This window comes from Halomonas aestuarii, from assembly GCF_001886615.1.
Classification (GTDB): Bacteria; Pseudomonadota; Gammaproteobacteria; order Pseudomonadales; family Halomonadaceae; genus Halomonas; species Halomonas aestuarii.
This window is the reverse complement of the sequence record NZ_CP018139.1, coordinates 1,345,757-1,358,450: the sequence shown is the minus strand read 5'-3', so window position 1 is coordinate 1,358,450 and position 12,694 is coordinate 1,345,757. Positions and strand designations below refer to the sequence as shown.

Genomic DNA, 12,694 nt, shown 5'->3' with positions numbered 1-12,694 from the left:
GAGACCCCATGACCAGCCAACCGATCCTTTCCCCCGACGCGACGGCGGATGCGGCGCCCGTGCTCGCCATGCACCAGATCCGCCATGCCTACCAGCAGCACCTGGCCGTGGAGGACGTCTCCCTGGAGGTCAAGCCCGGGGAGATCGTTTGTCTGCTGGGCCCCTCTGGCTGCGGCAAGTCCACCCTGCTGCGGATCGCCGCAGGGCTCGAGCGTGTCCAGCAGGGGAGCGTGGCGCTGGGCGGCGAGTCGATGGGGAGCGGCCGCTCCCATGTCCCGCCGGAGAAGCGCAACGTCGGCCTCGCCTTCCAGGATTCGGCCCTGTTCCCGCACCTGTCGGTGCTCGACAACGTGGCCTTCGGTCTCGAGTCGCTGCCCGCGCAGCAGCGCCGTCGCCGGGCCTACGAACTGCTGGAGCTGCTGGGCATGGAGCGCTATGCGCGGGTCTTCCCGCACATGCTGTCGGGGGGGCAGCAGCAGCGGATCGCCCTGGCCCGGGCGCTGGCGCCAGCCCCGCAGCTGATGCTGCTCGACGAACCCTTCTCCAGCCTCGACGCCCGCCTGCGCGACCGCATCCGCGACGATACCCTGCACGTGCTGAAGAAGGTCGGCGCGGGCGTGCTGCTGGTGACCCATGATCCCGAGGAGGCCATGTTCATGGCCGATCGCATCGTGCTGATGCGCGAGGGACGGGTGGTCCAGGCCGGGACGCCGCTGGAGCTCTACTGCACTCCGGCCGACCCCTTCGTGGTCACCTTCTTCGGCGAGGTGAACGAACTCGAGGGACGGGTGGTGGACGGCAGGGTGGTGACCCCGGTGGGGGACGTCTCCGGCCAGGACCTGCCGGAGGGCAGTCGGGTGCGGGTGATGATCCGGCCCGAGGCCCTGCGGGTGGTGCCGCTGGACGAGCCTCCCGAGCACCACCACAGCCACATCATCATGGCCAAGCTGCTGGGCCGCACCAGCATGCTGCACATCTGTGCCCACACCCCCGACGGCGAGGAATCCCACCTGCACGCCCGCGCCCCGGGGGTCTTCCTGCCCCGGGAGGGCCAGCCGATCATGATCGGCCTGGATGCCTCCCAGGTGTTCGTCTTTCCCCTCGAGCCCTCAGCGGCTGCCGGGGCGGGAGCGGCGCATGGCGATGCTGAGCAGGACCACCGGGAGGATGCCTACTGCCACGATGGCCAGTGACGAGGTCGAGGCCTCGGCCAGGCGTTCGTCGGCGGCCAGGCTGTGGGCCCGGATGGCCAGGGTATCGAAGTTGAAGGGGCGCAGGATCACCGTGGCCGGCAGCTCCTTCATCACGTCCACGAAGACCAGGATGCCAGCGGCGATCAGGCTGCCGCGCATGATGGGAGTATGCACCTTGCGCAGGGTGCCGCTCGCCGTCTGCCCCAGCGTCCGTGAGGCCGCATCCATGCTCGGCGTCACCTTGCCGAGGCTCGCCTCGATGGCGTTGAAGGAGACGGCCAGGAAGCGCACCAGGTAGGCGTAGATCAGGATGAACGCCGATCCGCTGAGCAGCAGCCCCACGACGATCCCGAACTGCCCCTTCATGAGGTCGTTGATCTGGTGGTCCATCCACACGAAGGGGATCAGGATGCCCACCGCCACCACCGAGCCCGGCACCGCATAGCCCATGGCGGCGACGCGCGTGGCCACCCGGGTGACCCTGCCGGGGTTGAGCCTTGCCCCGTAGCTCAGCAGCAGGGCGAGACTCACGGCCACCACCGACGCGAGCGCCGCCAGCAGCAGGCTGTTGCCGGCGAACTCCAGGAAGGCGGCACCGAACAGCGAATCCCCACCCTGGAACGAGAGGTAGCCCAGCAGGGCGCAGGGGATCAAGAAGCCGAGCAGCACCGGGACCAGGCAGGCGAGGGTGGTGGCCCAGGCCCGCCAGCCGTGGAGCACGAACTCGGGGAGGTGCTGGTAGCGGCCCGTGGTGTGGAAGTAGCGCCGCTTGCCCCGGGACCAGCGCTCCAGCAGCACCAGGGCGATCACGAAGGCCAGCAGGCAGGCGGCGAGCTGGGCCGCGGCCACCTGTTCACCCATGCCGAACCAGGTGCGGTAGATGCCGGTGGTGAAGGTGTCGACGCCGAAGTACTGCACCGCCCCGAACTCGTTGAGGGTCTCCATCAACGCCAGCGACACCCCCCCGACGATGGCCGGGCGCGCCAGCGGCAGGGCCACGCTGGTGAACAGCCGCCAGGGGCCGCGTCCCAGGGTCCGCCCCACGTCCAGGACGCACACCGACTGCTCCAGGAAGGCCGCCCGGGCCAGCATGTAGACGTAGGGGTAGAGCACCAGGGTGATCAGGGTCGCCGCCCCCCACAGCGAGCGGATGTCCGGGAAGAAGTAGTCGCCGGCCGACCAGCCGAAGGTCTCGCGCAGCCAGGTCTGGAGCGGGCCGGCGAACTGCAGGAAGTCCGTGTAGGCATAGGCTATCACGTAAGTCGGCACCGCCAGCGGCAGCAGCAGCCCCCACTCGAAGAGCCGGCGTCCCGGAAAGCGGCACATCACCACCAGCCAGGCGGTGCCGGTGCCGATGACGAAGGTGCCGAGGCCCACCGTCACCACCAGGAAGAGGGTATTGCCCAGGTAGCGGGGCAGCACCGTGCTGCCCAGGTGCTGCCAGATGCCGTCGGTGGGCATGAACAGGTGCGCCAGCACCACGATGACCGGCAGCGCGACGATCAGGGCGATGCCGATGGTCAGCGCATTCCAGACGGTGAAGGGCATCGACAGGCGAGAGGGGGCACGCGCGCGGGAACTGGCCGGACTGGTCAACGAGGTCTCCTTCCGTGCCGGGGCGTTGGATGCAGGGATGCGAGATATTTGCGACTGAGAATTGTATCAGTTGGCCCGTGCCACTGCAGCCACTGCCGTCGTGACCTCCGTCAAGCACGACGCCCGCCGCTCGGGGAGCGGCGGGCGTCGTGGGCGTGCCTCGGGGGAGGGGTCAGTAGCCGATCAGCATCGACGGCAGGCCGGTCACCAGCACCGGGAAGAAGGCCATCAGCAGACAGGCCAGCACGATCAGCGCGCAGAACGGGATCACCGCCCGGTAGAGGTCGAGGGTCTCGACCCCCTTGGGGGCCACCCCCTTCAGGTAGAAGAGCGCATAGCCGAACGGCGGCGTGAGGAACGAGGTCTGCAGCACCACGGCGACCATTACCACGAACCACAGCACGTCGACGCCCATGCTGTCGATGATCGGCAGCATGATCGGGAAGCTCAGCAGGACGATGCCGGTCCAGTCCAGGAACATGCCCAGGATGAAGACCAGGAAGAACATCAGGATCAGCGCCCCGACGTTGCCGCCCGGCATGGCCATCACCACCTCGTGGATCACCTCCATGCCGCCGCCGATGGAGAAGACCCCGGTGAAGGCGGTGGCGCCGACCAGCACCAGCATCACCATGGTGGTGGTCTTGCTGGCCTCGATCAGGGTGTTGTAGCAGGTCGAGGCCTTGCGGTCACCGAAGATCAGGAACAGCAGGAAGGCGATGGTCACGCCGATGGCCGAGGCCTCGGTGGCGGTGGCGATGCCCGTGAACAGCGAGCCCAGCACCCCGAGGATCAGCGCCATGGGCGGCAGCACGTACTTGCCCAGCATGACCAGCAGCTCGCGGGTGCTGTTCTCCGCCTGCTCCTCCGCCGGCACCAGCGGGCCGTAGGAGGGCTTGATGTGGCAGATCACCAGCACGTAGAGGGCGTACATCACCCCGAGCATCAGGCCGGGCACCAGGGCGCCGGCGAACAGCGCCCCCACCGAGACCGGCGAGTAGCTGGCCATCAGGATGAGCATGATGCTCGGCGGGATCAGGATGCCCAGGCAGCCGCTGGCCATGATCACGCCCGTGCTGAGCTGCTTGTTGTAGCCGTACTTGAGCATCGGGACCAGGGCGATCATGCCCATCACCGCGATGGAGGCGCCGACGATGCCGGTGGTGGCGGCCAGCAGCACCGAGACGACCACCACCGTCAGCGCCAGGCCGCCGCGCAGGTTGGCGAGCAGCAGGCGCATCGTGTCGAACATCTTCTCGGTGACCCCCGAGTCGTTGAGGAAGCGGGCCATGAGGATGAACAGCGGGATCGCCACCAGGACATAGTTGTCCATGGCGTTGCCGTAGATGTTGTTGATGATGATGCCGAGCGTGTTGGCGCCGGGGCCGAGCCAGGCACCCAGAACGGCCATGCCGCCCAGCACGAAGGCCAGCGGATGGCCCATGAACAGGCCGATCAGCAGGCCGCTGAACATGAACAGGGTGAGCATTTCGGGGCTCATGCGGCCTCCTCCTCGCGCAGTTGCTGGATGGCACGGATGACGATGGCCACGGCCTGGAGCAGGAGCAGCACGGCGGTGATGACGATCACCGCCTTCACCGGGTAGACGGGGATGGCGACCATCCCGTAGGTGGTCTCGCCGCGGCTGAAGGAGCGTTCGAAGAAGCTCCAGCCCAGGGTGATCAGCATCCAGATGAAGGGCACGAAGAAGATCAGGTAGCCGATGATCTCGAGCGCCGCCTGCTTGCGACGCGAGATCAGGCGCTTGAGCACGTCGACCTCGACATGGGCATGGTGGCGCAGCCCGTAGGCGGCCATCAGCATGAAGTGGACGCCGAACAGCATCTTGGTGATGTCGAAGGCCCAGTCACTGGGCCGTCCGATGAAGAAGCGCATGCCGATGTCGTAGATCACGATCAGGGTGACCACGGCGATCAGCGGAGCGATCAGGCGACCGAACCCCTCGTTGAGGGCATCGATGGCCTTGGCAATGGCGTTCATGAGCGAGGCTCTCGTGAATCAGTGGGAACACGACGATCGGCCGGCCATCCCCAGAGGGCGATGGCCGGCCGGCAGGGCCTCCCGGGCGGGAGGCCAGGGTGAGGCCTTACATGCAGGCCTCGATCTCCTCCAGCGAGGGCAGGTCGTCGGTGACGCGGCTCATGTTGTAGGGCACCGAGACGTCGCGCCAGTTGGCGTAGTGCTCCAGGTAGCTGATCATGGAGTGGTAGACCTTGGCGTGCATCGGGTCCTCGCAGGCCCCCTGGACGATCACCTCGTTGGTGATGCGCTGGATCTCGGCGAGATCCTCCGCGGAGAGCTGGTTGATCTCGGTGCCGTCCTCCAGGAACTTCACCGTGCCCTCGGTGGACTCGCGCTCGGACCAGGCCAGGGACCACGCCATGGTGGCCTGTGCGGCGATCTTCAGCTTCTCCTGGGTCTCCTCGGAGAGGGCGTCCCAGGAATCCTTGTTGATCATCACGCCGAACACGCTGGCGGACTGGTGCCAGCCCGGCACGGACCAGTAGTCGGCCACCTCGGAGAACCCGGCCTTGTAGTCCACGCCGGGGGTGGAGAACTCGGCGCCGTCGACCACGCCGCGCTCGATGGCCTGGTAGATCTCGCCGCCGGCCAGGGTGACCTGGGAGCCGCCCAGCTTCTCGAGCACCCGGCCCTGGTCACGGCCGGAGAGGCGCAGGCGCTTGCCCTCGAGGTCGGCGAGGCTCTCGATCGGCGTGCCGCCGCGGAAACCGGACTCGTTGTTGGTGATGCCGTAGGGCAGGTAGACCATGTTGTAGTCGCCGTAGACCTCCTGGTAGAGCTCGAAGCCGCCCCACTCGTTGATCCAGTTCAGGTAGTCCACGCCGTTGAACAGGCTGGTGGTGGTGGCCAGCGGCGAGAAGGCCGGGCTGTAGCCGGCCCAGTAGCCGGGCCAGTCGCCGGCGGCCTGGATGCTGCCGGTCTGGGTGGCGTCGAACACCTCGGTGCCGGGCATCAGGGTGCCGCCGGCGCGGAAGTTGATCTTCACCTCGTCACCGGCGAGCGTGTTGACCAGCTCGGCCCAGTGGCGGTCGATCTGGATCAGGTCCAGGTTGTCCGGCCAGGTGGTGGTCATGGTCCACTGTTCCTGGGCCTGGGCGGTGGAACTCATGGCGGCGATGGCGACGCCGGCCGCCAGCCCGGTGAGGGCAAACCTTGTCATCTTCTTCATGGAGGTGCTCCCTATGGGTTGTTCTGTTGTTGGAGAAGTCGATGGGTGAACGGCCGTCGGGTGCCGGTGCGGGATCCTTTCGGGCTCCCGGGCACCGGCCTGACCGGCCGGGCAACTCGGCAACAGGAATCAAGCTAGCATGGGCCGGCGGCAATGTTCGACCGGGAGCGTTGCCGCGCCGAGGGTCCGGACCGGTGGCGATAGAACGCCGTTCTCATGAGTATAATGTCATATAGATCAGCATCTTGAAACGATCGTATGAGGGTAGTGTTGCAGTCCCGAAATGGCCGCCATCGTTGAAAAGGCCGGCCGTTCTTAGACCAAAGTTGAGCCTCTGACGGAGCCCCGGATGACCTCCAGCCGCCTCGCCCCCCTGCAGGAAACCCGCCGCCGGCTCGCCCGCTGCCGCTGGCGCGGCCTGGTATGGCTGACCGGCGAGGCCGAGGCCTGCCGCCGGGAGGCCCTGGCCCTGTGGCGGGAGGAGGCCTGGCAAGCGCCGCTGTGGATCGCCGCCGAGCCGCCCGATGGCCTCGAGGCCTCGGCCTGGCTGCCGGCGGCGAAGGCCCGCACGCGGCTGGGGGGCGAGCAGGACCTGGTGGTCGTCGATGCCGTATCGGCAGCGAGCGGCTTCGACCCCGAGGCCTTCGGGGCGCTGGTCGGCACGCTGCGGGCCGGCGGCCTGCTGGCGCTGATGACTCCTTACGACTGGGGACATCGCCCCGATGCCGACTATCGCCGCCTGGCCGACCACCCCTGGCGGGCGGAACAGCTCACCGCCCGCTACCTGGCGCGCCTCGCCCGGCTGCTGCACCGCGATGCGCGCGTGATCCGCTGGACGGCGGGCGAGGTGCCGTGCCTGCCTGACCTGCCCGTGGCCTCATCAGACCAGGCCCTGCCCGCCGCCCCGCCACCGCCCGGCGACGAGGCCTGCCTGACCCTTGACCAGGCCGAGGCGGTGTCGCGGCTGACCCGGCTGCGCCGTCGCCGCCCGCTGGTGCTGACCGCCGATCGTGGCCGCGGCAAGACGGCGGCGCTGGGCATCGCCTGCGCCCGGCTGCTGGCGTCGGGAGAGGCCGAGATCCTGGTCACGGCCCCGCGCCCGGCGGCGGTGGCCGGGCTCTTCGAGCGCCTGGCGGCGCTCTGCCCCGAGGGCGTCCGGCGGGGCAATGCCTTCGAGACGGCCGAGGGTCGGGTGCGCTTCCTGGCCCCCGACGAGCTGGCAAACCTGGCCGAACGTGGCGAGGTCGGCGGCCCCGGCCGGCTGCTGCTGGTGGACGAGGCGGCGGCGATCCCCGCCCCCCTGCTGGGGGACTGGCTCGATGCCTTCCCGCGCATCGCCTTCGCCACCACCGTGCATGGCTACGAGGGGTCGGGGCGCGGCTTCGCGCTGCGCTTCCGTGAACGGCTCGAGCGGCAGACACCCGACTGGCGAGAGTGCCACCTGGCCGAGCCGATCCGCTGGGCCCGGGGCGATCCTCTGGAGGCGCTCACCGCGAGCCTGCTGCTGCTGGATGCCGAGCCGGCGACACCCTCGTCCTCCGCCGGGGTGCCCACCCGTCGCCGCCTGGACCGCGATGCCCTGGCGATCGACGAGCCACGGCTGCGGGCACTGTTCGGCCTGCTGGTGCAGGCCCACTACCGCACTACGCCCGCCGACCTGCGTCGGCTGCTGGACGGGCCGGGGGTCGGCATCGCGACCCTCGAGGCGGGGGGGCATCTGCAGGGCGTGGCGGTGAGCGGCGACGAGGGCGGCTTTCCGGCCGACCTCGCCGAGCGGGTGGCGCGGGGCGAGCGTCGCCCCCGCGGCCACCTGCTCGCCCAGTCGCTCGCCGCCCATGCCGGGGAGCGCGAGGCGCTGACCGCGCGCCTGCGGCGGGTGCTGCGTATCGCCGTGCCCGCCGATTGTCGCCGCCACGGGCTGGGGCATTGCCTGCTCGCGGCCGAGGTCGAACAGGCCCGCCACGAGGGGGTCGACCTGCTGGGCGCGAGCTTCGGTGCCGAGCCGGGTCTGCTGGCCTTCTGGCAGTCGACCGGGTTCCGGGCCGTCCGCCTGGGGCTGACGCGGGAGACCGCCACCGGGGAGCACGCGCTGATGGTGGTGCGGCCCACCAGCTCGGCGGGGGAGGCCCTCGCCGAGCGCTTGCGGACGCGCTTCCAGCGCCAGCTCCCCGGCCTGCTGGCCTTCGAGCTGGCCGAGCTGGCGCCGGCGGTGGTGCTGGCCCTGCTCGCCGAGGGGCCGGCGGCCCCCCTCGACGAGGCGGACCGTCGCGATCTCGCCGATGTGGCCTTCTGCCATCGTGAGCCGGCCCTGGCCCGCCCGGCGATCCAGGCGCTGGTCAGGTACCGTGCGGCAGGTGGGGTGAGCGGGCGGGATGAGGGGCTGGCGCTGCTGGCGGCCTGGGCCTTCCAGGGGCGTGGGGCGACCTGGCTGGCGCTGCGCCTGGGGGTGTCGGGCAGGAAGGGCGTCCAGGCCGGGTTGCGAGCGATCGTGGCGCGACTCCTCGCCCGTGGTGACGGGCTTTCCCCCGGCGAGGCCGGCCGGTAGAGTGCCGGGATCAAACGCGAGACAGAGCCCCCATGAACGCACATCTCGAACAGCTCTCCCCCCGGCCCCTGTGGCGCCATTTCCGCACCCTCTGCAACACGCCCCGCCCCTCCGGGCACGAGGCCGCCCTGGTGGCGACCCTGGAGCGATGGGCCGACGGCCAGGGCCTGGCCCATGACCGCGACGCCTTCGGCAACCTGCGGCTCCGCAAGCCCGCCACGCCGGGCCACGAGCAGGCGCCCGGGGTGATCCTGCAGGGCCACCTGGACATGGTGGCCCAGGCCAACGCCGACCATCCCCACGACTTCACCCGCGATCCCATCGAGACCCGGGTGGGTGACGACGGCTGGCTGCACGCCCGCCACACCACCCTCGGCGCGGACAACGGCCTCGGCGTGGCGGCGGCGCTGGCGATACTCGAGGACGACGCCCTGGTCCACGGTCCGCTGGAGGCGCTCTTCACCCTGGAGGAGGAGTCCTCCATGGGCGGCGCCCTCCACCTGGCCGAGGGCTGGCTGGAGGGGCGCGTGCTGCTCAACCTGGACTCCGAGGATCGCGGCCAGGTCTACATCGGCTGTGCCGGCGGGGCCGACGTCAACGTGGACGCCCAGCTGCCCACCGCGCCGCCGGCGACCGGGGAGCAGGCGCTGACGCTGTCGCTCACGGGGCTCTCCGGCGGCCACTCCGGCATCGACATCCACAAGGGGCGAGGCAATGCCAACCGGCTGCTGGTGAGGGTGCTGCGCGCCCTGGAGCCCCTCGGGGCGCGACTGGTCGACTACCATGGCGGCACCCTGCGCAATGCCCTGCCGCGGGAGGCCTTCGCCACCCTGCTCCTGCCGGATGACGTCCTGGAGCAGGCCTGGGCACGGGTGGCGTCGCTGGAAACCGAGCTGCGCACCGAGCTGGCCGGCGTCGACGAGGGACTCTCCCTGGCCCTGGAGCCCCGGGAAGAGGCACCGGCGGAGGCCCTGACGGTCCAGGCCAGCCAGCGGCTGGTCCGCGCCCTGCACGCGGCGCCCTACGGCGTCGAGAGGATGAGCGTCGAGGTGCCCGGCGTGGTGGAGACCTCCAACAACCTGGGGGTGGTCAGCCTGGAGGTGGGCCGCTTCCACCTCTGTGCCCTGGTGCGCTCGCTGCGTGACAGCGCCACGGCGGACATCGCCGACCGCTTCCGGGCGCTGTTCGAGCTGATCGGGGCCGAGACCCGGGTCGAGAACGCCTACCCGGGGTGGACGCCGAACCCGGACAGCCCCCTGCTGGCGCGCTTCCGTCGCCTGCATCAGGAGCGGCTGGGGAGCGACCCGGAGGTGAAGGTGATCCATGCCGGCCTGGAGTGCGGCATCCTGGGCGGCAAGTATCCGCAACTGGACATGATCTCCTTCGGGCCGCTGATCCGCGGCGCCCATTCGCCGGACGAGCGGGTGGAGCTGGACTCGGTGGAGGAGTTCTGGACGCTGCTGCGCGCACTGGTGGAGGATCTGGCCACCGAATAAGGTGAGGACCTGGTCACCGATCAAGCGGAGGACCTGGCCGGGGACGCCTCGCCGCTCGGCGAGGCGTCCCGATGGCAGTGCGCCGCCGCCACCGCACCGGGCGGCGGCGGCAAGGGATCAGTGGTTGACCTGGATCCTGACCACGGGATAGCCATCCACCGTGACCAGCGGGATGTCGCTGCTATGGCGGCGGTCGTCGCGATGACGCGATCGACGGTCGTAATCCCGGCCGTAATAGTGATGCTCCACCACCCGGCGATGGGCCTTGTGGTGACGCTTGTGATGATGCTTCCTGTGGTGCTTGCCACGATCATGGTGCCGGTCGTGGGCGTAGTCGTGCGACGAAGCGCCGTGGTGGCGGTCGCGGTCGGCCATGGCCGGCACGCTCATCGCCAGGGTCAGGACCGCGATCGAGGCGGCGATCAGGAGTCGTTTCATGGGGGTTCTCTCTCAGACGTGACGTGGATGACGCGTGATGTGGCGGTGTCCCGGTGCACCCCTCGTGTTCCCTGACCCGAAGTATAAACAGCGCTCGACGGTACTCGAACACTGTTCGCTGATATGTCAGGCTTTTCCCGATTCTCTCCACATTCGAGGCTGCCATGAACGAACTGCTGCAGGGGGCCGCTCCGGCCTGGGTGTCGTGGGGGCTGGCGGGGCTGCTGGCGGTGGTGGTGGCCATGGCGCTGCGCTGGCGGCAGCGGCTGGCGACCGCCGAGGCACGACGGCACGCCCTGGAACAGGAGCGCCCCGATCTCGAGGCCGCCGTGCGCCGGCTGGAGCAGGAGCTCTCCCAGAGCGACGCCCAGCTGGACGCCAGCCGCGAGCGCCTGGCGGCCCTCGAGACTGAGCTCGCCGGGACGCGCGACCGGCTGGCCGAGCAGCGTGAGCGGTCCGCCCGGCTGGAGACCGAGCGCGAGCAGATGGCGCTGCGTCATCGCGAGCAGCTGGCCCTGCTGGAGGAGGCCCGGGAGCGGCTCAAGGAGGAGTTCCGCCAGCTGGCCGGTCGCATCTTCGAGGAGCGTCAGCAGGCCTTCTCGGCGCAGAGCCGCGACGGCCTCGAGGCGACGCTGCGCCCGTTCCGCGAGCAGGTCGACCAGTTCCGCCGACGGGTCGAGGAGCTCCACGGCCAGCAGAGCCGGGACAGCGGCTCCCTCAAGGCCCAGCTCGAGCAGCTCGCCGGGCTCAACGCGCGCCTCGGCGAGGAGGCCGCGGGCCTCGCCCGGGCGCTCAAGGGGGACCAGAAGGCCCAGGGCCACTGGGGAGAGCTGATGCTGGAGACGGTGCTCGAGCGCAGCGGCCTGCGCCGGGACATCGAGTACCGCCGCGAGGTCTCCCTCCAGGGCGAGCAGGGGCGCCAGCGTCCCGATGCGGTGATCTACCTGCCCGACGACCGTCACCTGATCGTCGATGCCAAGGTGTCGCTGGTCGCCTGGACCCGGGTGGTCAACGCCGAGGAGGAGGGCGAGCGCGAGGCGGCCATGAAGGCTCACCTGCAGTCGCTGCGCAGCCATGTGGCCGGCCTCGCGGGCAAGGACTACCCGGCCCTGCCGGGGCTCCACTCGCCGGACTTCGTGTTCCTCTTCGTGCCGGTGGAGCCGGCCTTCGCCGCGGCCTTCGAGCGCGACCCCACGCTCTTTCAGGAGGCCTTCGACCGCCAGGTGGTGGTGGTCACCCCGACCACCCTGCTGGCGAGCCTGCGTACCGTGGCGGGCCTGTGGAGCCTGGAGCGACAGAACGAGAACGCGCGCCTCATCGGCGACCGGGCCGAGAAGCTGCTGGCCAAGTTCGGTGGCTTCGTCGAGAGCCTCGAGGACGTGGGGCGTCACCTGGAGCGGGCGAGCGACAGCCATCGCCGGGCCATGGGTCGGCTCTCCAGCGGCCAGGGCAGCCTGGTGGCCCAGGCCACTGAGCTGCAGCGGCTGGGGGTGCGCATGAAGAAGCCGCTGCCGACGGAGCTGGTGCGGGCCGCCGGCGGCGACGAAGCAACAGGCGACGACGCGGCAGGCGAAGGGGTGAAAGACAGGGAGGAGCCGGCGTCGGGGCGCGGCTGAGGCCGCCCAGCGTCAGGGCCCCACACGACGACGCCGCCCGTAGGCGGCGTCGTGCGTGCAGGCTCCCCGGCGATGCCGGGGGCGATCAGCCGAGGTAGGCGCCCAGCATCCACACGGTCTTTTCCTGTTCGCGGATGTAGTCGCCGGCCTGGGCGGCGGTGCCCTCGTCGTCGGCGTCGGAGGCCAGGGAGAGCAGCTCGCGCTGCAGCTCGATCAGGGTCTGGTAGCCCACGAGCACGCCGCGCACGCAGGCCTCGCCGTCATGCACGTCCTTGTCCTCCTCGATGCGGGAGAGCTTCACGTAGTCGCTGTAGGCATGCACCGGGGTGTGGCCCAGGGTCAGGATGCGCTCGGCGACCTCGTCGACCTTGACCAGCAGGTCGGTGTAGAACTCCTCGAACTTCTCGTGGAGCTGGAAGAACTGCCGCCCCTTCACGTTCCAGTGATAGCCGCGCACGTTCATGTAGAGGATCTGGTAGTTGGCCAGCAGCTCGTTGAGCTTCTCGGCCAGCTGGCTGGCGCTGGCCTCGTGCAGGCCGATGGTGTTGGTATCGCTCATGCAATGCCTCCTTGATCGCGGTCTGCTCATGATACGGCGG

General features: G+C 69.9%; 10 protein-coding genes. 4 read left to right on the top strand and 6 right to left on the bottom strand.

The genetic code is table 11. The features are described from left to right. Positions 1 to 8: 8 nt before the first annotated feature. Positions 9 to 1,193 carry an ABC transporter ATP-binding protein gene (locus tag BOX17_RS06215; protein WP_071942774.1) on the top strand — a complete coding sequence of 395 codons (1,185 nt, stop codon included), beginning with the start codon at positions 9 to 11 and terminating at the stop codon, positions 1,191 to 1,193. On the opposite strand, the gene BOX17_RS06210 is transcribed toward BOX17_RS06215, so the two are convergent. From BOX17_RS06210 to dctP, 4 genes are all read right to left on the bottom strand, one after another. Further along, on the bottom strand, positions 1,110 to 2,741 hold the full coding sequence (locus tag BOX17_RS06210) for an ABC transporter permease (RefSeq protein WP_086830800.1): 1,632 nt from the start codon (positions 2,739 to 2,741) through the stop codon (positions 1,110 to 1,112). The genes BOX17_RS06215 and BOX17_RS06210 overlap by 84 nt on opposite strands. A gap of 220 nt (positions 2,742 to 2,961) precedes the next feature. Further along, a complete protein-coding gene (locus BOX17_RS06205; protein ID WP_071942770.1) occupies positions 2,962 to 4,290 on the bottom strand; it encodes a TRAP transporter large permease in 1,329 nt (442 codons plus the stop codon). After that, positions 4,287 to 4,790, bottom strand: coding sequence for a TRAP transporter small permease subunit (locus BOX17_RS06200; RefSeq protein ID WP_071942768.1), 504 nt, complete (start codon positions 4,788 to 4,790; stop codon positions 4,287 to 4,289). Before BOX17_RS06200 ends, BOX17_RS06205 begins: the two co-directional genes overlap by 4 nt. Positions 4,791 to 4,896: 106 nt before the next feature. Further along, a complete protein-coding gene (dctP, locus tag BOX17_RS06195; protein ID WP_071942766.1) occupies positions 4,897 to 6,000 on the bottom strand; it encodes a TRAP transporter substrate-binding protein DctP in 1,104 nt (367 codons plus the stop codon). A gap of 349 nt (positions 6,001 to 6,349) precedes the next feature. Here dctP and BOX17_RS06190 point away from each other — a divergent pair, with 349 nt between their 5' ends. Both BOX17_RS06190 and BOX17_RS06185 read left to right on the top strand, forming a co-directional pair. Beyond that, positions 6,350 to 8,545: a tRNA(Met) cytidine acetyltransferase TmcA gene (locus tag BOX17_RS06190; protein WP_071942764.1), complete on the top strand. Its 2,196-nt coding sequence runs from the start codon at positions 6,350 to 6,352 to the stop codon at positions 8,543 to 8,545. A gap of 32 nt (positions 8,546 to 8,577) precedes the next feature. Beyond that, positions 8,578 to 10,041 (top strand): aminoacyl-histidine dipeptidase, encoded by a 1,464-nt coding sequence (locus BOX17_RS06185; protein ID WP_071942762.1) that lies wholly within the window; start codon positions 8,578 to 8,580, stop codon positions 10,039 to 10,041. A 117-nt stretch (positions 10,042 to 10,158) separates the two neighbouring features. Here BOX17_RS06185 and BOX17_RS06180 read toward each other — a convergent pair whose 3' ends face one another. Beyond that, on the bottom strand, positions 10,159 to 10,479 hold the full coding sequence (locus BOX17_RS06180) for a hypothetical protein (RefSeq protein ID WP_071942760.1): 321 nt from the start codon (positions 10,477 to 10,479) through the stop codon (positions 10,159 to 10,161). A 164-nt stretch (positions 10,480 to 10,643) separates the two neighbouring features. On the opposite strand from BOX17_RS06180, the gene BOX17_RS06175 reads away from it, so the two are divergent. After that, a complete protein-coding gene (locus BOX17_RS06175; RefSeq protein WP_071942758.1) occupies positions 10,644 to 12,095 on the top strand; it encodes a DNA recombination protein RmuC in 1,452 nt (483 codons plus the stop codon). Between the two features lie 85 nt (positions 12,096 to 12,180). Here the strand turns inward: BOX17_RS06175 and BOX17_RS06170 are convergent, their stop codons facing one another. Continuing rightward, positions 12,181 to 12,654, bottom strand: coding sequence for a Dps family protein (locus BOX17_RS06170; RefSeq protein ID WP_071942756.1), 474 nt, complete (start codon positions 12,652 to 12,654; stop codon positions 12,181 to 12,183). Positions 12,655 to 12,694: the final 40 nt, after the last annotated feature.